Source organism: Amycolatopsis jejuensis, assembly GCF_000717335.1.
Taxonomy (GTDB): domain Bacteria; phylum Actinomycetota; class Actinomycetes; order Mycobacteriales; family Pseudonocardiaceae; genus Amycolatopsis; species Amycolatopsis jejuensis.
In genome coordinates, this window is record NZ_JNYZ01000036.1 from 29,098 (window position 1) to 48,929 (window position 19,832).

The window sequence follows — 19,832 nt, forward strand, 5'->3', positions numbered from 1 at the left end:
GACCGGGGATGTACATCGCGGCAAGCCGGAGCACGGACCTCGCGGCGGGCACTCAGCGAAAGCCGGCGCTGCGCCGGGTGTCGGCGAACGTCGTCGCACTCGGCGCGGTCAGCCTGGTCACCGACATCTCGTCGGAGATGGTGACCGCCGTGCTCCCGCTGTACCTGGTGCTCGGCCTCGGGCTGAACCCGCTGCAGTTCGGCCTGCTCGACGGGCTTTACGCGGGGGCGACCGCGGTCGTCCGCGTGCTCGGCGGGCATCTGGCCGACCGGTGGCGGCGGCTCAAGGCGGTGGCCGGGGCCGGCTACGGCTTGTCCGCGGTGTGCAAACTCGGGCTCATCGCGGCGGGGTCGTCGGTCGCGGCGATCGGGGTGGTGCTCGCCGCCGACCGCACCGGCAAGGGGCTGCGCACGGCCCCGCGCGACGCGTTGATCTCGCTCAGCAGTGCGCCGGACACGCTCGGCCGGTCGTTCGGTGTGCATCGCGCGATGGACACCGTCGGCGCGTTCCTCGGCCCGCTGGTCGCGATGGGCGTGCTGGCGGTGAGCCTCGGCAGCTATCCGTCAGTGTTCTTCGCAAGCTTCTGTATTGCCGCGATTGCGGTGCTGCTGTTGGTGTTGTTCGTCCGCGATCGGCCGGGTTCGCTCGACAAAGCCACCGTGTCCGTACGGGCTGCGTTCGCTTTGCTGCGTGAGCGCGGGTTCCGGCGTGTGGTGGTGTGGGCGGCGCTGCTCGGGCTGGTCACGGTCGGCGATTCCTTCGTGTACCTGGTGCTGCAGCGGCGGTGGGACGTCGCGGCGACGTTCTTCCCGCTCCTGCCGCTCGGGACCGCCGGGGGGTACCTGCTGCTGGCCGTTCCACTGGGGAAGCTGGCCGACCGGATCGGTCGCTGGCCGGTGTTTCTCGGCGGGCACGTTGCGCTGACCGGCGCACTGGTTGCGCTTACCGGTCCGGTTTCCGGCTTCTGGCTCGCGGCGCTCGCGCTCGGACTGCACGGCGTGTTCTACGCCGCCACCGACGGGGTTCTCATGGCCGCGGCGGGACCCCTCGTACCGGAAGATCTGCGTGCGACGGGACTTGCCGTTGTCCAAACCGGACAGGCGGCGGCACGGATGCTTTCGTCTGTCCTTTTCGGACTCGCCTGGACCGTGTGGGACCTGCAGCCCGCAGTTCTGGTGGCGGCCGGAGCTCTCGCCGTCGTAGCGCTGGGTGCCGCTTTCGCAAGGCCGGTGCGGCCGTGAAGAAAATCTTCCTCGCCATTGCCGGGACCGTGGTGCTCGCTGCCGCCGCGGTCGTCTACACCGTTGCCGCGCGGCCCAGCCCGGCCGCACCTGCTGCCACCGAGCACCTTTCGCTCGCACCCGGCCAGTTGTTCTTCCGCAGCACCACAACCGGGCACGTCGGCGCGGTCCCGCTCGCGAACCCTGGTGCCAAACCGAAGTTCAGCGATCTGAAATGTGACCGGTTCGCCGTCTCCGGGCCGACCGCGATGTGCCTCGCGGTGCGTGCCGGGACGCTGCCGCCAGTCAGCGATCTTACCGTCCTCGACCGGAACCTGGCGAAAGTGCACGAGGAATACCTGCCGGGTACGCCGAGCCGGGCCCGTGTCGCGCCGGACGGGAAACGCGTGTACTGGACGGTATTCGTCACCGGCGATTCCTATGCTGCGACCGGGTTTTCCACCCGCGCCGGGATTTACGACCTCGACAACGGCGAGCTGGCGAAGACGATCGAGGAACTGCCGGTGCTCGTGGACGGCAAGCGGTATTTCGCGCCGGACGTGAACTATTGGGGCATCACCTTCGCTCGGGACGGCAAGACGTTCTACGCGACGCTCGGCAGCAAGGGCAAGACGTACCTGATCGAAGGCGACTACGACACTTACCGCGGGAAAGCGTTGCGGGAGAACGTGGAATGCCCGTCGCTGTCGCCGGATGGCACGCGGATCGCGTTCAAGAAGAAGGTGAGCGAGGGGGTCTGGCGGCTGTCGGTGCTCGATCTGAAGTCGATGCACGAGACACCACTCGCCGAGTCCCGCAGCGTCGACGACCAGGCATTGTGGCAGGACGACCACACCATTCTGTACGGCGTCGAGAACGCCGTGTGGGCGGTGCCCGCCGACGGCTCCGGCTCGCCGAAACAGCTGGTCACGGACGCCTCGTCGCCTGCCGTCGCCAGCTGATTCGACAACTCGATACGCCGTAAAGTATCCTCGGGCCCGGAGATACTTTACGACGTAAAGAGATGAGATGCCTGAAGTCACGCTGCCTGACGGGACCCGGATCGAGGCCGAGGTCAACGGCGCCGGACCGGTGCTGCTGCTCCCGGTGGACCCACGCCCGGCCGAGGGGCCGGAAGCCGACGCTGCCCGGAAATGGGGTGCCGATCCCGAGCTCGGCCGGTCGTTGATCGACGGGCTCACCGGATTCCGGGTCGTCGCGTTCGATTACCAAGGACACCGGATGGCGCATCCGGCGGAATTGACCCCGGAAGTGATCACCGAAGATTTCCTGGCCATTGCCGACGGTGTCGATGCACCGCGGTTCTCCTACTACGGTTATTCCTGGCTGGCGCTTTCCGGTCTCCAGCTGGCCTTGCGCACCGACCGGCTCGACGCGCTGGTGATGGGGGGATACCCGCCGGTGGACGGGCCGTACGAGCAAATGCTGGCGGTCACCCGGGCGACGCACGAAATGTCCGGCACACCGCCGAAAACTGACGTCATGCCGGGGGATTGGGACTCGGTTCAGGTCACCCTCTCGACCGCCCAGACGAAACAGTTCGTGACGTTGTACGAGGCATTGCAGGAATTCGACGACCGATCGGTGGAACTGTCCTGTCCACGGCTGGCTTTCGCCGGTTCGGAAGACCGGATCGAATACGGCGAACGCTGGGGTGGCGTCACGGTCGACATCGCGGGTCCGCTGATCCGGGAACGCGCCACGCTGGAAGCCCGCGGCTGGACGGTCGAGGTGCTGGACGGGCTGGACCACATGAGTGCCATGCAGGCCAAGGCGGTGCTCCCGGTGTTGCGGCCGTTCCTGGAGAAGCTGTCGCTTAGACCTCGAGTTCCGTGAGCGCCGTGCTCGCGCGGGCTGCAGTCCGAAAGGCGGCGATGGTATCCCGGGTTTCCCGGCGCCGGGTAGCGATGGCGACGGTGGCGTGCGGCCCGGTCAATGGCCGGTAGCAGACCCCGGGGTGGGCGAAGAATCGCATCGCGGGTTCGCCGTGGAGGCCGATACAGCCGGTGGTCGCCACGGCAATCGGCACCCCGGCGGGGGAGCGCACGCTGATCGGGTTGGCCACCTCGCCCCGGCCGTTCCACTCCGCCAGCCCGGGCTGTCCGACAAGCCCGATCCGCGGGTGGCCGGACACATCGGCCTCGGTGAGTTCGGCCGCGTCGGCGAACTCCGATTCGGCAGGCACGACGGCGTAGCGTCCGGTGTCCATCACCGGCTCGATGTCGAGGTCTTCCGCGCCGCCGACGTCGTGCACGATTGCGACGTCCACCTCGCCAGTGCGGACTGCGTCGTACTGGTTCGGCCAGTCCAGTTCGATGTATGCGACCCGGAGGCCGGGGCGGCTGGCGGCGAGCAGCGATCGGGTGGCGGGCCAGCGGTCGGCGAGCCCGAAGCCGAGCACCCCGACCCGCAGCACCGGTCCGGCCGGGTCGCCCTCGGCGGCTGACATGAGCGCGTCCAGTTCGGCCAGTACGCGACGGGCGCGCGGCAGGAACCGTTCACCCGCGTCGGTGAGCCGCACGCGGCGGCTGGTGCGCTCGAACAATCGCGTACCCAGCTGGTGTTCCAGCTCGGCGATCCGGCGGCCGAACGGCTGGGCCGCGATGTAGTGGGCCTGCGCCGCGCGGCCGAAATGCAGCTCGTCGGCCAGCGTGAGGGCGTAGCGCAAGGACCGGACGTCCATGTCCCACCACCTCTTTCCGCGCGCGGCGATGATACCCACGCGGGACCCGGAGATCGCAACCGTTTCGGCTGATGATGGCGGCCGGAGCGCGGGTGATGCTGGGCGTGGCAACGACGCTTCGGAGGTCAGACATGAGCGCACATCGCACCGTGGTCCGGAATGGGCACGTGCTCACCATGGATCCCGCACTCGGGGACTTTCCTGCCGGGGACGTGCTGATCGAGGACGGGGAGATCACCGCGGTCGCCCCGTCGCTGCCGGTGACCGACGCCGAGGTCATCGACGCCACCGGGCACCTCGTGGTGCCCGGGATGATCGACACGCACCGGCACACCTGGCAGTCGCTCGTCCGCGGCATCTGCGGCGACTGGACGCTCGCCGACTACTACTACGGCATCCGCCTCGGCATCTCCCCGAACTACACGGCCGACGACGTGCGCCTCGGCAACCTCTACGGCGCCGTCGACGCGCTCAGTGCCGGGGTGACCACGCTGCTCGATTTCTCCCACTGCAACAACACTCCCGACCATTCCGACGGCGCGGTGAACGGGTTGCAGGAAGCCGGAATCCGCGCCGCGTTCTGTTACGGGTTCTTCGAAAGCTCACCCGGGCAGAGCAAGTTCGGCGGCCACGCGGACCGGGTCGCGGACTTCCACCGGATCGCCGACAAGTACTTCGCCGCCGACGGCCTGCTCACCCTCGGGGTGTCGCTGTCGGAGCTGTTCGGCCTGCCCTGGGCGGACACGGCGGCCGAGCTCGCTGCCGCCCGCGAGCGCGAGGCGTTGCTGGTCAACCACGCCGGCTGCATTTTCGGCAGCGTGCTCTGCGCCGGGATCACCGAGATGGACACGCTCGGCCTCCTCGGCCCGGACATGGTCCACGTGCACTGCAACGCCTTTGACGACAGCGAATGGGACGCGATCGCGCGCAGCGGCGGCAAGGTGTCGATCTCCGTCGAAACCGAGCTCAACATGGGATTCGGCCGTCCGGTTTTCGACCGCTGCGCGCGGCACGGGATCAAGCCGACGCTGTCGGCCGACGTCGTTTCGCTCAACAGCGGCGATCTGTGGCACGAACTGCGGTTCGGGCTCGGCTGCGCCCGCGCCGACCGGCTGGTGCCGATCAACCTCGGCGGCGCGATGCCCGACTCCGTCCAGATCACCGCGCGCGAAGCGTTCGACTGGTGCACCGTCAACGCCGCCGACGCGCTCGGGCTCGGCGACCGGATCGGTTCGCTGACCCCGGGCAAGCGCGCTGACCTGCTGCTCATCGGCGGTCCGGCGCTCGAACAGCACCCGCGGGTCGACCCGTACGCGACGCTCGTCTACCAAACCACGGCGGCCGACGTCCGCACGGTGCTGATCGACGGCCAGGTCCGGAAGCGCGACGGCGTGCTGACCTCGGTGGACCTGCCTGCTCTCACCTCCGCCGCCGACGCTGCCTCGGACCGCATCCTCGGCCGCGTCCGCGCTGCGGGACGGGCTCTGCCGGGTACGCCGCCGAACGCATGGGCCGGAATCGAGACCACGGCACGGGAATTCCACGAGCAGGCGGTACAGGCCGGAAAGAACCGAGGTCTGCCATCCTGATGCCATGACCCCGCGATGTTCGCCCCGGCTGGCCGCGATCGTCGACGCGTTGCCGCTGCGCCCGGGGATGCGCGTGCTGGAAATCGGTGGTGCGCCGGGTGCGGCGGCGAAAGTGGTGTGCGAGCGGATCGCGCCCGGTGGGCACATCCTGGTGATCGACAGGTCTGCCAAGGGAATCTCGCTCATCGAACGCAACGCGGCCGCCGAGATCGAAGCGGGGCTGCTCAGCGTGCGGCACACGGCGGCCGAGGAGTTCGCGCTGCGCCAGGGAGAACCGCTGTTCGACCTGGCGTTTGCGGTACGGGTCGGAGCGTTCGACGGACGGTATCCCGAGGCCGGGGTCCGGGCGCGGGACCGGGTTCGGCAGGCGCTTGTCGAGGGTGGACGGTTTTTCGTCGACGGGCTACCCGAGTAGCGCTTCGATTTCCGGCACCGTCGGCATCGCGTCCGCGCACGCGAGCCTCGACGCCACCAGCGCGCCCGCCGCATTGGCGTACTGCGCGATGCGTACGGGCTCCCATCCGGACAGCAGGCCGTGCACCAAAGCCCCGCCGAATCCGTCGCCCGCGCCGAGGCCGCACACCACGTCGACGGGTTGCGGCGGCACTGTCCAGCGGCCTTCGGGCGTAGCGACGAGAACGCCTTCCGCGCCTTTCTTGATCATTGCCAGGCGCAGACCGCGGGCCAGCATCCGGTCCGCGGCCTCGTCCGGATCGGCGGTACCGACCGCGACCTCGGCCTCCGCCCGGTTGCCGACCGCAGCCGTCACGTGGTCGAGCATCCACCCGATTTCGGCGCGCGCGGTCTCGACGTCCGGCCAGAACATCGGGCGATGGTCCAGGTCGGCGACGGTGTGCGCGCGACGGCCGCGCGCTTCGAGGATCTTCCGTTGCGTGGTCCGCGCGGGTTCGACCGACACACCAGTGCCAGTGACCCACAACAGCGGGACCTCGCGTACGACGTCCCATGGCACGTCGGCCTCGGTGAGCGTGAGGTCGGGCGCGATGGGGGAGCGGTAGAAGAGCAACGGCGGGTCAGCGGGCGGGTTGAGCTCGCAGAAGACGACCGGTGTGTGCAGGTCGTCGGCGGTGCCGACGTGGTCTGCCGTGACGCCGAAACCGGTGAGCGCCTGCCGGACGTAGGTGCCGAAACCGTCGGCGCCGACCTTGGTCAGCACGGCGGTCCGGCGGCCGAGCCGGGCGGCGGCGACCGCGACGTTGGTCGCGGTGCCGCCCAGCGATTTGGCGAACGTGGTGACTTCGGCGAGTGGTACGCCGCTTTGCTGCGGGTAGAGGTCCACCCCGACGCGGCCGACGGTCAAGGCTTCCAGCGCGGTCATGTCTGCCTCAGTTCGTGTTCCAGCGCCTCAAGTTCGGCGCCGCCGGCCATCTGCCGGGTGAGCTCTGGCAGGCCGATCTCCGACTTCTCGTACGACCCGAGCGCCGCCCCGCGTTTGAGCAGCAGGAACCGATCGGCGACCGGGTACGCGTGGTGCGGGTTGTGCGTGATCAGCACGACGCCGAGCCCCCGATCGCGCGCCTGTGCCACGTATTTCAACACCACCCCGGCCTGCTTGACTCCGAGAGCCGCGGTCGGTTCGTCGAGGATCAGCACCTTCGCGCCGAAGTGGACTGCCCGCGCGATCGCCACACATTGCCGTTCACCGCCGGACAGCGTGCCCACCGGCTGTTCGACGTCCCGGAGGTCGATGCCCATGTCAGCGAGCGCCTTTTTGGTCAGCTCACGGCCTTTGCGCCGGTCGAGCGCCTGGAATGGACCGAAGCCGACGGTCGGTTCGGAGCCGAGGAAGAAGTTGCGCCACACGCTCATCAGCGGCACCACGGCGAGATCCTGGTACACCGTGGCGATTCCGCGGTCCAGCGCCTCCCGCGGCGAGCCGAACCGCACCGGCGCACCCTCGACCAGGAACTCGCCCTGGTCATGCTGGTGCACTCCGGCGAGGATCTTGATCAACGTCGACTTCCCAGCGCCATTGTCGCCCAGCACGCAGGTGACCTCGCCCGCATTGACCACTGTGGACACGTCCCGCAAGGCCACCACACTGCCGTAACGCTTGCCGACGTCCTTGACCTCGAGGAGAGCGTTCATCGCCGGACCCTTTCCGCGCGCCGCCGGAAGGCGTTGTTGACCAGCACCGCAGCCAGCAGCATGATGCCGAGGAACAGCATGAACCAGTCGCTGTCCCAGCCCGCGAACACGATGCCCTGGCGCGCCATGCCGAAAATCAGCGCGCCGATCGCCGCGCCCACCGCCGAGCCGAACCCGCCGGTGAGCAGGCAGCCGCCGATCACTGCGGCGATGATGTACTGGAATTCCAGCCCGATGCCCTGGTTCGCCTGCACGCTCGCGAAGCGCAGAATGTTGATCGAACCCACCAGCCAGCCCGCCAGCGCGGTACCCATGAACAGCAGGATTTTCGTGCGGACCACCGGAACCCCGACCGCGCGCGAGCTCGGTGCCGAACCGCCGACGGCGAAGATCCAGTTGCCGAAGCGGGTCCGGACCAGCAGCCACGCGGCCAGTGCCGCCGCGCCGAGCCACCACAAGATGGAGATCTGGAACGGCGTCCCGCCGATGTCCACTGTGGACGCGAAGACGAACCCGGCGGAGGCGTACCCGTCGGTGGAGCGCATGCCGGACACCTGCACGGTGCCGGTCACCAAGCGGGTCACGCCGAGGTTGAGCCCTTGCAGGGCAAGGAAAGTGCCGAGAGTGACGATGAAACTCGGTAACCCGGTCTTCATCACCAGCCAGCCGTTGAACGCACCCACGGTGAGCGCGAAGATCAACGACACCAGCAGCGCAAGCCAGACGTTCCAGCCCGCTTGGGTGGCGAGGATTGCGGTGACCAGCGAGGTCGACGCGGTCATCACGCCTGCCGACAGGTCGAACTCGCCGCCGACCATGAGCAGCGACACGGCCACCGCCATGATGCCGAGAGTCGCCGCGTCGTCGAGCCAGGTCGCGGCGCCGCTGGCACTGAAGAACTTGTCCGTGACCAGGGTGAAGAACAGGAACACCACCACCGCGCCGAGCAGCGCGCCGATCTCCGGCCGCACCACGAGCCGGTCGAGCAGCCGCGGCTTCACGAGCCGTTCGTCGAGGGTCGTCATCGGGTGCCCCTTTGCACGTACTTGCCGACCTTGTCCACTGTGGATTTGTCGACGAGGTCCGGCCCGGTGAGCACCGGTTTCCCGCCGCCGACGACGTTCGCGTTGTCCCGGTACAGCTTGAGGAACAGCACCGGGAGGTAACCCTGCTCGTACTGCTGCTGGTCGACCGCGAAGAGCACGTCGCCCGCCTTGATCGCGGCGACGACGTCGGAGTTGAGGTCGAAGGTGGCGACCTGCGCCTTCGACCCGACCGACTTCACCGCGCTCACCGCCCGCGCCGCGACCTGCGAGTTCAGCGTGAGCACGGCGTCGATCGACGGGTCGGTCTGCACGGCGCCGCGGATTCGGGACTCGGCATCGGTGGGATTGGAGATGTCCACCTGCAGGGTCTGGACGGTGCCCGCGAATCCGGCCTTCGCACCGTCACATCGCTGTGCCTGCCCGACGTTCCCGGCCTCGTGGATCACGCACAACAGCCGGTGTTTGCCGAGGTCCTTGAACTTCTTCCCGGCTTCCTGCCCGGCAATCGACTCGTTCTGCCCGACGTGCGTCAGCGCGCCGTACGCCGCGCTCTTGTCCTCGCCGGAGTTGATGGTGATGACCGGAATCCCGGCCCGCACCGCGGCCTCGATCGACGGGCGCAGCGCCTCCGGGTTCGCCATCGACACCACCAGCCCGCCGGTCTGCTGCGCGACCGCGTTGTCGATCAGCTTCGCCTGCGCACCCGGGTCGCCGTCGGAGGTGTACTCGACCTGCACCCCGAGCTCTTTCCCGGCCTGCTCGGCGCCGTTTTTCACCACGTTCCAGAACGCGTCGCCCGCGGTGCCGTGGGTGATCACCGAGACCTTGAGCGGTCCGGTCGGCTCCGGCGCGGCTGCGGGTGCGGTCGCCTTCGGCTCGGCGGCCGGGCCGGTGCACGCGGCGAGCAGCAGACCTGCCGCGAGCAGGCCCGCCGCCGCGCGCCCGGTGCGTTTCCAGCGATGGGACATCGTTGTCTCTCCTCGCACTTCTTCGAATCAGGCGGTGATCTTGCGCAGGTACGCGAGACTGGCCGCCACGTCCTGCCCGGGGCGGTCGACGGGGCTGTCCTCGCCCAGCGCGGTGTCCTGTTCCAGCACATACCATCCGTCGTAACCCGCCTCGGCCACGGACCGGATCATTGCCATTAGGTCGACGTCGCCCTCGCCCAACGGCACGTACAAGCCCTGGCCGACCGCCTCGGTGTACGGGATCTTGCCGGTGCGGACTGCTTCGGCCAAGGAGCCACGCACGTCCTTGAGGTGCAGGTGCCCGATCCGCTGCGGATGCCGCTGCGCGAGCGCGACCGGGTCGGTGCCGCCGATCAGCAGATGGCCGGTGTCGAGGCAGAGCGGCAGGTCGGAGTCGGCGAGGAACCGTTCGATCTCGGCCTCGGTTTCCACGTGCGTGCCGACGTGCGGGTGCAGCACCGTCCGAAGTCCTTGTGCCGCCGCGATATCCCGGATCTTGGCTGCCGTGCTGACCAAAGTGGACCATTGCTCGTCGGTGAGCGCGGGCCGTTCGTCGTAGCCGTCGAGACCGGTCGCGGCGGCCAGCACGAGCACGTCGGCGCCACACGCGGCGAACAGCGCGGCGGACTCCCCGGCCGCGGCGAGGTCCGGGTTGTCGTGCAGTGGAATGGCCAGGAAGCCGCCGACCAGCTGCAACCGGTATTTCGCCAGCAGGGTCTTGAGCTCGGCCGGGTCGCGGGGCAGGTAGCCCGGCGGACCCAGTTCGGTGGCGGTGATGCCCAGCTCCGCCATCTCGCCGAGCACGGCAGGCGCGTCGAGTACCCGGCCCCAGCCGGGCACTTCGCAGACCCCCCACGAGATCGGGGCGGCGGCGACGCGGATCTTCGCGGTCATGGATCCCTCTCCGGTAGGGGGAAGCGTTAGAGCGCGCTATTGATTAGAGCGCTCTAAGAATGTAGCGTCCGGATCGTCACGTCAAGGGCCGGTTTCCGGCTCGCCGTTCACCAGGAGGCTCTCGATGGGGAAGCCCACGATGGAGGACGTCGCCGCGCGCGCGGGCGTCTCCCGCGCGCTGGTCTCGCTGGTCATGCGCAATTCGCCGAAGGTGTCGCCCCAGCGGCGCGAGGCCGTGCTGAAGGCGGCCGAGGAGCTGGGCTATTCGCCGCACGTGATGGCCCGGTCGCTGGCGAGCCGCACGTCGACAGTGCTGGGGGTGATGGTCAACGACCTGCGCAACGCCTTCTTCGCCGACGTGGTGGAAGGTCTCGACGCGGCTGCGCAGGCGGCGGGATTCGACCTGATCCTCAACACCGGTGGCCGCGTGCCTTCGCGGGAGGGTTCCGCGTTGCGCAGCTTGCTGTCGTTCCGGCCTGCCGGCGTGGTGCTGTTGTCGCCGGTGGTTCCGGCGGCGGCGATCGAAACGGCGGCGCAGCAGTGTCCGGTGGTGCTGGTGTCGCGCACTTCCCGGCTGTCCGGAGTGGACACGGTGAACGACGACGGCGAAGCGGGGGCCACGCTGGCCGTCGAGCACCTGGTCCAATTAGGACACCGCAGGATCGCGCACCTCGACGGTGGGGGAGCGGCTGGTGCGGCGGCGCGGCGGCGCGGGTTCCGGCAGGCAATGCAGGCGCACGGGCTGGAGCCGATCGTGGTGCGCAGTGAACACACCGACACCGCGGGCGAGAAGGCGGTCCGGGAGCTGCTTTCCGGGTCCGAGATGCCGACGGCTTTGCTGGCAGGCAACGACTTCAACGCGGTCGGGGCGATTTCGGCGTTGGAAGAACACGGGCTGCGGGTACCCGAGGACATCTCGGTGGTGGGCTACGACAACACGTCCTTGGCTTCCCTGCGGCACATCTCACTGACCACAGTGGACCAGCCGCGTACCGAAATGGGGCGGCTCGCCTTCGACGCGCTGCTGGAACGCATTCGCGGCAAACGCACCGAGCCGGTCCGCCATCTGCTTCATCCGTCCCTGGTCGTGCGCGCGACCACGGGACCGAATTCCCACGACCAGGAGGCACAGCGATGAGGTTGGGACTGGCCGGGACCGGCCGGATCGGCACGGCGCACGCGGAGACGCTCAAGGGGTTTGCCGAGGTCACGTCGGTGGTGGTGGCGGACGCGGACCCGGCGCGCGCACAGGCGGCCGCGGCGAAGCTCGGGGTGGATGCCGTCGAGGGGATCGACGAGCTGTTCCGCGCCGGGCTCGACGGGCTCGTCGTCACCGCGGCCACCGATGCGCATCCCGAGCTGATCATTCGCGCCGTCGATGCCGAGGTGCCGGTGTTCTGCGAAAAGCCGGTGGCCGCGGACATCCCGGGCACGCTCGCGGTGATCGACCGGATCACCGGGTCGGACGTGCCGGTGCAGATCGGGTTCCAGCGCCGGTTCGACGCGGGGTACCAGGCCGCGCGCGCCGCCGTGGAAAGCGGGGAGCTGGGCTGGCTGCACAGCATCCGGTCGACCACTTTGGACCCGGCGCCGCCGCCTGCGGAGTACGTTGCGCATTCCGGTGGGCTCTTCCGCGACTGCGGCGTCCACGATTTCGACATCATCCGCTGGGTCACCGGCCGCGAGGTCGACGAGGTGTATGCGGTGGGGCGCAACAAAGGCGAGCAGTTCTTCGCCGAGGCTGGAGACGTCGACACGGCGGCGGTGGCGATGACCCTCGACGACGGGACGCTGGCCACGGTTTCGCTCACGCGGTACAACGGCGCGGGTTACGACGTGCGCTTCGAAGCCCTTGGCTCGTCGGGGAATGTGGTGGTGGGCTTGGACGATCGGGCGCCGTTGCGTTCGGTGGAGCCCGGGGTCGCGCCGCTGCCAGGGCCGCCGTATCCGGGGTTCATGGAACGGTTCCGGCCTGCCTATACCGCGGAACTGCGGGTATTCCTGGAAGTGGCGGCCGGGCAGCGGATGTCTCCGGCGGGGGCGGGGGATGCGCTGGAGGCGTTTTACCTTGCCGAAGCGTGCGAGGTTTCCCGTCGGGAGAACCGGCCGGTGCGGGTGGCCGAGGTGCGGCGGTGAGGTTTCGACGGTGAGGTGCGGCGGTGAGGTTTCGACAGTGATCCGCCGGGAAGTGTTGATCACCAACGGCAAGGGGCCCGTCCGGGTAACGAGTGGGGCCGCCGGGTAGCGCGGGACGGCCGGGCGTGCCAAGCTGCGGGGCGTGCCTGGATCCGGAGAATCCGAGATCGTGCTCATTCCGCTCGACGAGCCGGGGCTGGGGCGGCTGCTGGAAGCTGCCGTGGCCGACGCCGACCCGGTGGAGGTCATGCCGCCGGTGGCCGGTCCTGGCGGGTGGACGGAAGCCCGGCGGGAAGCGTTCCTGGCGTTTCACCGGCGGCGGTCGCTTGATCCGGATACCGCGATCGAGACGACCTGGGTGATCGAGGTCGACGGGGCGGCCGCGGGGGCGGCTCGGTTGCGGCCGGTGTCCGGGCAGGCGGCGCTGGAGGTCGAGGCCGGGGTGTGGCTCGGACGGTCGGTGCGAGGGCGGGGGATCGGGCGGCGGGTTGCCGAGGTGCTGCTGGAGGCGGCCCGGGACGGTGGGGCGGCTCGGTTTGTCGCCACTACCACGGTGGACAACGCTGCTGCGCGGCGGTTGTTGAGTGATGCCGGGGCGGAGTTGAACGTGCATGGGGTTGATGTCGATGCACAGCTGGAGTTGTGACGTCGCTTGAGGGAACTGTTGCGTGGGGGCACCCCGGAACTGTTGCGGTGGGGGCTGTGTTGGCCGGAACTGTTGCGGTGGGGCACCCCGAAGTTTGAGTGTCACGACGGTCGGAGGGGCTTGTCAAGGCGGGAAAGATGCCTTGACAAGCCCCTCCGACCGTGTGGGGGCTTCGGATCGGGGTGCAGGGCCGGGACTGGCTGCCCGGGTCGGGTGGGTGCCTCGGCTGCGGTTGGGAGGGTGGTGGGGGAAGTCCGTGAAGGGAACCTTCACGGAATGTGGAGGGCTGTGAAGGGAACCATGAGGGAATCTGATTCCGTGATGGTTCCCTTCACGGAACTCAGTCCAGTTGTAGTTCTGGGCGGTACAGGTCGAACCAGTGGTGCAGGTCCAGTGCGCGGTCCAGGCCTGCTCGTTGCAGGGGGGTGATGGCGGCTGGGTCGGTTTCGGTGGCGGATTGCAGCCAGGCTTTGCCTACTACCTGGAAGACCGGGTTGTCGTGCTGGGCAAGGACTTCCTTTGCTTGCTGCTGAAGTGCGACCGCGTAACCCGGGTCCTGAGTGGACGGGTAGGGGCTCTTGACCCGGTCGCGCACTGATGCGGGCAGTACGTGTTTGGTTGCGTGGCGGAGGAGGCTCTTTTCCCTGCCGTCAAACGTTTTCAGTGCCCACGGGGCGTTGTAGACGTATTCCACCAAACGGTGATCGCAGAATGGTACTCGCACTTCCAGGCCTACCGCCATGGACATGCGGTCCTTGCGGTCGAGCAGTTGCCTTACGAAACGGGTCAGGTGCAGGTGCGAGATGGTGCGCATCCGGGATTCCCGGGCGGATTCGCCGTCCAGCTGGTCCACCTCCGCCACGGCGGCCCGATATTGATCGGCCACATAGGACTTCAGGTCCAGTTTGGCTGCCAGGCCTGGATCCAGCACCGACTCGCGGTTGTCCATCAGGCTGGTGCTGAACGCCAGCCACGGGAAGGTGTCCGCGTTCACCGCGGCTTCGTCGTGGAACCAGCGGTAGCCGCCGAAGACCTCGTCTGCCGATTCACCCGACAGCGCTACCGTCGATTCTCCGCGGATTGCCTTGAACAGCAAGTACAACGACGTGTCCATGTCGCCAAGTCCGGCGGGGATGTCGCGCGCCCGCAGTACTGCGCGGCGGACCTCGGGGTCGGTCAGCTCGGACGGGTTCAGCATCACGTCCTGGTGGGCCGAACCGACGAGCTTCGCCACGTCGCGGATGTACGGCGAGTCGGGCGTTCCGCGCATCTCGTCCGGCTGGAAGTGTTCCTCCTGGCCGAAGAAGTCGACCGAGAACGTGCGCAGCTGCTCGCCCTCGTCGGCGAGCCGGGCGGCGGCCAGGCCGGTGATCGCGCTGGAGTCGAGGCCGCCGGACAGCAGGACGCAGCGCGGGACATCCGCGATCAGCTGCCGGTTGACGATGTCGGTCATCAGTTCCCGCACGCGCCCGACCGTGGTCTCCTGGTCGTCGGTGTGCGGGCGCGCGTCGAGCTTCCAGTACGTGCGCGTGTTGATGCCCTCGCGGGTCACCGTGACCAGGGTGCCCGGATCGACCTCGCGCATGCCCTTCCACAGCGACCATCCCGGCTGCTTCGTGAACGCCATCAGCTCGCGCAGCCCGTCGGTGTCGACGACCTTGCTCGCCAGCGGGTTCGCCAGGATCGCCTTCGGTTCCGAGCCGAACAGGACGCCGTCGCGGGTCGGGTAGTAGTAGAAGGGCTTGATGCCCATCCGGTCGCGGATCATCACCAGCTTCTGGTCGCGCTCGTCCCAGATCGCGAACGCGTACATGCCATTGAGGTGATCCACGACGTCGAGGCCCCACTGCAGGTAGCCGTGCAGCACGACTTCGGTGTCACTGTCGGTTTCCCAGCGGTGGCCCAGCTTCGTGAGCTCTTCGCGCAGCTCGGTGAAGTTGTAGGCCTCCCCGCTGTACACCATGGCGACCTCGCCGTTCGGCGTCGCGACGCTCATCGGCTGCCGCCCGCCGGGCAGGTCGATGATGGCGAGCCTGCGATGGCCGAGTGCCACCGCGCGGCGTACCCAGGTGCCCCGGTCGTCGGGACCGCGGCAGGCCATGGTTTCGGTCATCGCGTCGGCGATCTCCTGCCGCTGCGTGAGATCGGTGTCGTAGGAGACCCAGCCCGCGATTCCGCACATGCGAAAACCCCTCCCGAAATTTACTTAGCTGATACAACTAAGTCCGGTGTAACACGGCGCCGCGAAGTTGTCTGCCCGAATTGCACGCTCTGTCCTTGATCCACTACTCTTTGTGCGGTAAGTCACCCACTTGTCACTGGCGGACGTGGACATTTCTTGACATCGATCGGTGGCGGGGGTCACCCGCCGTCAAGATCCCGTAAACGCCCCCAGGTCGCGCCGTCAAGGAGCCGTCAGACGCGGGTGTTCACGCTCTGCGACGACCGCACAGTGGCATCGACCGACGGTCACCCCGTGCCGGGTGACCCTTCCTGAGAGGTGCCTCGTGGCGGATTTGCTGTACGCCTTATTGCTCATCGGCGTTTTCGTTCTGCTCGCCGGTGTCCTGCGCGGGCTGGAGAAGCTGTGAGCGGCGCGGGCACCGTGGCCAACGTCATCGGGGGGCTGCTGGCGCTGGGCTTGATCGTCTACCTGTTCATCGCGCTCGTGAGGCCGGAGAAATTCTGAGATGAGTGACGTCGGTGCCGGCTTCCTGCAAGCCGGGATACTGCTGGTCGCCCTGGCGGTGGTCTACAAACCGCTCGGCGGGTACCTCGCCCGCGTCTTCTCGGCCGAGAAGCACCTGCGGGTCGAGAAGGCCCTGTACAAGATCGTCCGGGTCGACCCGGACACCGAACAGCACTGGAAGACCTACGCGTCCGGGGTGCTCGGGTTCTCGTTCGTGTCGGTGATCCTGCTGTACCTGCTGCAGCGGCTGCAGGGGATCCTGCCGTGGAACTTCGACCGCGGGCCGGTGTCGCCCGCGGTCGCGTTCAACGCCGCGGCGAGCTTCGTGGCCAACACGAACTGGCAGTCCTACTCGCCCGAGGCCACCATGGGCCACTTCGTCCAGATGGCCGGGCTCACCGTGCAGAACTTCCTGTCCGCGGGCGTCGGGCTCGCCGTGGCCATCGCGGTGACGCGCGGTTTCATCCGCTCGCGCACCGACCGGCTCGGCAACTTCTGGGTCGACCTCACCCGTGGCACGATCCGCGTGCTGCTGCCGATGGCGTTCGTGTTCGCGATCGTCCTGGTGGCGCTCGGCGTGGTGCAGAGCCTGCGGTCCGGCGTCGCGGTGACCAACCCGGACGGCAGCCAGAGCACGCTCGCGCTCGCCCCGGCCGCGAGCCAGGAAGTGATCAAGGAACTGGGTACCAACGGCGGCGGCATCTTCAACGCCAACTCCGCGCACCCGTTCGAGAACCCGAACGTGTGGACCAACCTCATCGAGATGTTCCTGATCCTGGTGATCCCGGTGTGCCTCACCCGCGCCTTCGGGCTGCTGGTGGGCAACCGCAAGCAGGGCTACGTCCTGCTGTCGGTGATGGCCGTCCTGTGGACCGCGATGCTCGCGGTGATCTGGTCCTCCGAGGCGTTCACCAAGAACCCGGCCGCGCTCGCCGCCGGAGCGAATCTCGAAGGCAAGGAACAGCGGTTCGGGCTCAGCGCGACCTCGCTGTTCGCCGATACGACGACCGGAACCTCGACCGGCGCGGTGAACGGCGCGCACGACAGCCTGTCCGGGCTCGGCGGCGGCGGCACGCTGCTGAACATGCTCTTCGGCGAGGTTTCGCCGGGCGGCGTCGGCACCGGGCTCTACGGCATCCTCGTGATGGCGGTGATCGCGATGTTCCTGGCCGGGCTGATGGTCGGCCGCACGCCGGAGTACCTCGGCAAGAAGCTCGGCAAACGCGAGGTCACCGCCGCGGCGATCGCGATGCTCGCGATGCCCACCCTGGTACTGCTCGGGTCCGGGATTGCGCTGATGCTGCCGGGAACCCGTGCCGCACTGGGCAACTCGGGGGCACACGGGCTGTCGGAGATCCTGTACGGCTACGCGTCGACGGCCAACAACAACGGCAGTGCCTTCGGCGGTCTCACCGCGACCAGCGATTGGTTTCAGGCGTCGTTCGGGGTCGCGATGCTGCTCGGCAGGCTGATCCCGATCGTGGCCGTGCTCTGCCTGGCGGGTTCGCTTGCCGCGCAGAAGAAAGTGCCGGAAACCGCGGGCACGCTGCCCACCACCGGGCCGCTGTTCGGGACGATGCTCACCGGAACGATCGTCCTCGTCGCGGCTCTCACCTTCATCCCCGCGCTGGCGCTGGGGCCGATCGCAGAGGCTTTGGCATGAGTACGCAATTCGGAAGTGTCGCTGAAGATCGCGGCCGGGTGTGGTCCTCCGGCAAATTTCGAGAGGCGTTGGCATGAGTATCACCAAAGAGCGGACTCCCGCCGAGGAAACACAGCACCACGTGGAGAACGCCGGGCGCGTCGGAGCCGGGATCTTCAGCCCGAAGCAGCTCTGGTCGTCGCTGCCGGACGCGCTCCGCAAGCTGAACCCGCGGCACCAGCTCAAGAACCCGGTGATGTTCGTGGTGTGGGCCGGTTCGGTGCTCACCACCGTCTTCGCCATCACCGACCCGAGCGTGTTCTCGATCCTCATCGCGGTGTGGCTCTGGTTCACCGTGGTGTTCGCGAACCTGGCCGAAGCGGTGGCCGAGGGCCGCGGCAAGGCGCAGGCGGAATCGTTGCGGCGCACCAAGAAGGAGACGGTTGCGCGGCGGCTGACCGAGGATGGGTCCGAGGAGCAGGTACCCGGCGTGGACCTGCGCATCGGCGACCTGGTCGTGGTCGAGGCGGGGCAGGTGATCCCGGGGGACGGCGACGTCGTCGAGGGGATCGCGACCGTCGACGAATCGGCCATCACCGGCGAGTCGGCGCCGGTGATCCGCGAGTCCGGTGGCGACCGTTCGGCGGTCACCGGTGGTACGACGGTGCTGAGCGACCGGATCGTCGTGAAGATCACCACCAAGCCCGGTGAGTCCTTTGTGGACCGGATGATCGCGTTGGTGGAAGGCGCTTCCCGGCAGAAGACGCCGAACGAGATCGCGCTGACGATCCTGCTGTCGACGCTCACGATCATCTTCCTGCTGGCCGTGGTGGCACTGCAGCCGATGGCGACGTACTCCGGCAGTGAGCAGTCGGTGATCGTGCTGACCGCGCTGCTGGTGTGCTTGATCCCGACTACAATCGGCGCGCTGCTGAGCGCCATCGGCATCGCCGGGATGGACCGGCTGGTGCAGCGCAACGTGCTCGCCACGTCCGGCCGCGCGGTCGAGGCCGCCGGTGACGTGTCGACGCTGCTGCTCGACAAGACCGGCACGATCACCTTCGGCAACCGGCGGGCGACCGAGCTGATCCCGATCGGCGGGTCCACTGTGGACGAACTGGCCCGCGCGGCCCGGCTGTCCAGCCTCGCCGACGGCACTCCCGAAGGACGCAGCATCGTCGAGCTGATCGCGGAGCGGCACGGTCTTCCGCCTGCTGCGGACGAGAGCGAGAAGCTTGCGGAGTTCGTGCCGTTCACCGCGCAGACCCGGATGAGCGGCGTCGACCTCGGCGACCGCGAGGTCCGCAAGGGAGCCACCTCGGCGGTCCGCCAGTGGGTACGCGACCGTGGCGGCAACGTGCCGGACGAGACCGAGCGCGTCGTCGACGAGATCAGCCAGCAGGGCGGAACTCCGCTGGTGGTCGCGGAGGCCGCCGGTGGCACGGCGTTCGTGCGCGGGGTGATCCGGCTGTCGGACGTCGTCAAGCCGGGCATGAAGGAGCGGTTCCAGGAACTGCGGTCGATGGGCATCAAGACGGTGATGATCACCGGCGACAACCCGCTCACCGCACGGGCCATCGCCGAGGACGCGGGTGTCGACGACTATCTCGCCGAGGCCAAGCCCGAGGACAAGATGGCGCTCATCAAGAAGGAACAGGAGGGCGGCCGGCTCGTCGCGATGACCGGCGACGGCACGAACGACGCGCCCGCGCTCGCGCAGTCCGACGTCGGGGTCGCGATGAACACCGGGACCATGGCGGCGAAGGAAGCCGGCAACATGGTCGACCTCGACTCGAACCCCACGAAGCTCATCGAGATCGTGGAGATCGGGAAGCAGCTGCTCATCACCCGCGGCGCGCTCACCACGTTCAGCGTGGCGAACGACCTGGCGAAGTACTTCGCCATCCTGCCGGCGATGTTCACGAGCATCTTCGCCCAGCTCGGTGCGCTGAACATCATGCATCTGGCCACGCCGAAGTCGGCCATCCTGTCGGCGGTGATCTTCAACGCGCTGATCATCGTCGCGCTCATCCCGCTCGCCCTGCGCGGCGTGCGGTACCGGCCGTCGTCGGCGTCCGCGCTGCTGCGCCGCAACCTGCTGATCTACGGCCTCGGCGGGATCGTGAGCCCGTTCCTCGGAATCTGGGTGATCGACCTGATCGTACGGCTCATTCCGGGGATTGGTTGAC

At 68.3% G+C, this 19,832-nt stretch carries 18 protein-coding genes; 11 read left to right on the forward strand and 7 right to left on the reverse strand.

Translation table 11 applies throughout. The features are described from left to right. The first annotated feature begins 8 nt into the window (after window positions 1-8). The 3 genes from OO71_RS37400 (at window position 9) to OO71_RS37410 (ending at window position 3,077) form a co-directional block, all read left to right on the forward strand. Window positions 9-1,241 carry an MFS transporter gene (locus OO71_RS37400; protein WP_033294763.1) on the forward strand — a complete coding sequence of 411 codons (1,233 nt, stop codon included), beginning with the start codon at window positions 9-11 and terminating at the stop codon, window positions 1,239-1,241. Beyond that, window positions 1,238-2,182, forward strand: coding sequence for a TolB-like translocation protein (locus tag OO71_RS37405; RefSeq protein ID WP_033294764.1), 945 nt, complete (start codon window positions 1,238-1,240; stop codon window positions 2,180-2,182). Before OO71_RS37400 ends, OO71_RS37405 begins: the two co-directional genes overlap by 4 nt. 67 nt (window positions 2,183-2,249) lie before the next feature. Further along, complete coding sequence (locus OO71_RS37410; RefSeq protein ID WP_033294765.1) at window positions 2,250-3,077, forward strand: alpha/beta fold hydrolase; 828 nt, start codon at window positions 2,250-2,252, stop codon at window positions 3,075-3,077. Here the strand turns inward: OO71_RS37410 and OO71_RS37415 are convergent. Continuing rightward, a complete protein-coding gene (locus OO71_RS37415; RefSeq protein WP_033294766.1) occupies window positions 3,058-3,924 on the reverse strand; it encodes a LysR family transcriptional regulator in 867 nt (288 codons plus the stop codon). The two genes, OO71_RS37410 and OO71_RS37415, sit on opposite strands and share 20 nt — an antisense overlap. Window positions 3,925-4,055: 131 nt before the next feature. On the opposite strand from OO71_RS37415, the gene OO71_RS37420 reads away from it, so the two are divergent. Further along, window positions 4,056-5,513, forward strand: coding sequence for an amidohydrolase family protein (locus tag OO71_RS37420; RefSeq protein WP_033294767.1), 1,458 nt, complete (start codon window positions 4,056-4,058; stop codon window positions 5,511-5,513). Window positions 5,514-5,517: 4 nt separating this feature from the next. After that, entirely contained in the window at window positions 5,518-5,928 is a 411-nt protein-coding gene (locus OO71_RS50600) for an SAM-dependent methyltransferase (RefSeq protein WP_033294768.1), read from the forward strand. On the opposite strand, the gene iolC is transcribed toward OO71_RS50600, so the two are convergent. From iolC to OO71_RS37450, 5 genes are read right to left on the reverse strand one after another with little or no spacing between them, the layout of a single operon-like run. Further along, a complete protein-coding gene (gene iolC / locus OO71_RS37430; protein WP_033294769.1) occupies window positions 5,917-6,852 on the reverse strand; it encodes a 5-dehydro-2-deoxygluconokinase in 936 nt (311 codons plus the stop codon). The two genes, OO71_RS50600 and iolC, sit on opposite strands and share 12 nt — an antisense overlap. Beyond that, the gene (locus OO71_RS37435; protein ID WP_033294770.1) at window positions 6,849-7,622 is read right to left on the reverse strand and encodes an ATP-binding cassette domain-containing protein; all 774 of its coding nucleotides are present in this window, start codon (window positions 7,620-7,622) and stop codon (window positions 6,849-6,851) included. Before OO71_RS37435 ends, iolC begins: the two co-directional genes overlap by 4 nt. Then, window positions 7,619-8,647, reverse strand: a complete 1,029-nt coding sequence (locus tag OO71_RS37440; RefSeq protein ID WP_033294771.1) for an ABC transporter permease — start codon at window positions 8,645-8,647, stop codon at window positions 7,619-7,621. The genes OO71_RS37435 and OO71_RS37440 overlap by 4 nt, the downstream gene beginning before the upstream one ends. Beyond that, window positions 8,644-9,636: a sugar ABC transporter substrate-binding protein gene (locus OO71_RS37445; protein ID WP_033294772.1), complete on the reverse strand. Its 993-nt coding sequence runs from the start codon at window positions 9,634-9,636 to the stop codon at window positions 8,644-8,646. The genes OO71_RS37440 and OO71_RS37445 overlap by 4 nt, the downstream gene beginning before the upstream one ends. 27 nt (window positions 9,637-9,663) lie before the next feature. Further along, complete coding sequence (locus tag OO71_RS37450; RefSeq protein ID WP_033294773.1) at window positions 9,664-10,530, reverse strand: sugar phosphate isomerase/epimerase family protein; 867 nt, start codon at window positions 10,528-10,530, stop codon at window positions 9,664-9,666. A gap of 124 nt (window positions 10,531-10,654) precedes the next feature. Between OO71_RS37450 and OO71_RS37455 the strand changes: the two genes are divergently transcribed. The 3 genes from OO71_RS37455 (at window position 10,655) to OO71_RS37465 (ending at window position 13,312) form a co-directional block, all read left to right on the forward strand. Further along, window positions 10,655-11,668, forward strand: a complete 1,014-nt coding sequence (locus tag OO71_RS37455) for a LacI family DNA-binding transcriptional regulator (protein ID WP_033294774.1) — start codon at window positions 10,655-10,657, stop codon at window positions 11,666-11,668. Continuing rightward, a complete protein-coding gene (locus tag OO71_RS37460; RefSeq protein WP_211260795.1) occupies window positions 11,665-12,666 on the forward strand; it encodes a Gfo/Idh/MocA family protein in 1,002 nt (333 codons plus the stop codon). Before OO71_RS37455 ends, OO71_RS37460 begins: the two co-directional genes overlap by 4 nt. Window positions 12,667-12,808: 142 nt before the next feature. Continuing rightward, window positions 12,809-13,312, forward strand: a complete 504-nt coding sequence (locus OO71_RS37465) for a GNAT family N-acetyltransferase (protein ID WP_245633906.1) — start codon at window positions 12,809-12,811, stop codon at window positions 13,310-13,312. A gap of 340 nt (window positions 13,313-13,652) precedes the next feature. Here the strand turns inward: OO71_RS37465 and asnB are convergent, their stop codons facing one another. Continuing rightward, a complete protein-coding gene (gene asnB / locus OO71_RS37470; protein ID WP_033294776.1) occupies window positions 13,653-15,494 on the reverse strand; it encodes an asparagine synthase (glutamine-hydrolyzing) in 1,842 nt (613 codons plus the stop codon). A 405-nt stretch (window positions 15,495-15,899) separates the two neighbouring features. Between asnB and kdpF the strand changes: the two genes are divergently transcribed. From kdpF to kdpB, 3 genes are all read left to right on the forward strand, one after another. Beyond that, window positions 15,900-16,001, forward strand: a complete 102-nt coding sequence (gene kdpF / locus OO71_RS37475; protein ID WP_033294777.1) for a K(+)-transporting ATPase subunit F — start codon at window positions 15,900-15,902, stop codon at window positions 15,999-16,001. A 1-nt stretch (window position 16,002) separates the two neighbouring features. Then, window positions 16,003-17,664: a potassium-transporting ATPase subunit KdpA gene (gene kdpA / locus OO71_RS37480; RefSeq protein ID WP_033294778.1), complete on the forward strand. Its 1,662-nt coding sequence runs from the start codon at window positions 16,003-16,005 to the stop codon at window positions 17,662-17,664. 73 nt (window positions 17,665-17,737) lie between these two features. Next, window positions 17,738-19,831, forward strand: a complete 2,094-nt coding sequence (kdpB, locus tag OO71_RS37485; RefSeq protein ID WP_033294779.1) for a potassium-transporting ATPase subunit KdpB — start codon at window positions 17,738-17,740, stop codon at window positions 19,829-19,831. Window position 19,832: the final 1 nt, after the last annotated feature.

Coding starts and splice junctions, on each gene's coding strand:
- OO71_RS37400 (WP_033294763.1), top strand. CDS start 9: ATGTACATCGCGGCAAGCCGGAGCACGGACCTCGCGGCGGGCACTCAG.
- OO71_RS37410 (WP_033294765.1), top strand. CDS start 2,250: ATGCCTGAAGTCACGCTGCCTGACGGGACCCGGATCGAGGCCGAGGTC.
- OO71_RS37415 (WP_033294766.1), bottom strand. CDS start 3,924: ATGGACGTCCGGTCCTTGCGCTACGCCCTCACGCTGGCCGACGAGCTG.
- OO71_RS37420 (WP_033294767.1), top strand. CDS start 4,056: ATGAGCGCACATCGCACCGTGGTCCGGAATGGGCACGTGCTCACCATG.
- OO71_RS50600 (WP_033294768.1), top strand. CDS start 5,518: ATGACCCCGCGATGTTCGCCCCGGCTGGCCGCGATCGTCGACGCGTTG.
- iolC (WP_033294769.1), bottom strand. CDS start 6,852: ATGACCGCGCTGGAAGCCTTGACCGTCGGCCGCGTCGGGGTGGACCTC.
- OO71_RS37435 (WP_033294770.1), bottom strand. CDS start 7,622: ATGAACGCTCTCCTCGAGGTCAAGGACGTCGGCAAGCGTTACGGCAGT.
- OO71_RS37440 (WP_033294771.1), bottom strand. CDS start 8,647: ATGACGACCCTCGACGAACGGCTCGTGAAGCCGCGGCTGCTCGACCGG.
- OO71_RS37445 (WP_033294772.1), bottom strand. CDS start 9,636: ATGTCCCATCGCTGGAAACGCACCGGGCGCGCGGCGGCGGGCCTGCTC.
- OO71_RS37450 (WP_033294773.1), bottom strand. CDS start 10,530: ATGACCGCGAAGATCCGCGTCGCCGCCGCCCCGATCTCGTGGGGGGTC.
- OO71_RS37455 (WP_033294774.1), top strand. CDS start 10,655: ATGGGGAAGCCCACGATGGAGGACGTCGCCGCGCGCGCGGGCGTCTCC.
- OO71_RS37460 (WP_211260795.1), top strand. CDS start 11,665: ATGAGGTTGGGACTGGCCGGGACCGGCCGGATCGGCACGGCGCACGCG.
- asnB (WP_033294776.1), bottom strand. CDS start 15,494: ATGTGCGGAATCGCGGGCTGGGTCTCCTACGACACCGATCTCACGCAG.
- kdpA (WP_033294778.1), top strand. CDS start 16,003: ATGAGTGACGTCGGTGCCGGCTTCCTGCAAGCCGGGATACTGCTGGTC.
- kdpB (WP_033294779.1), top strand. CDS start 17,738: ATGAGTATCACCAAAGAGCGGACTCCCGCCGAGGAAACACAGCACCAC.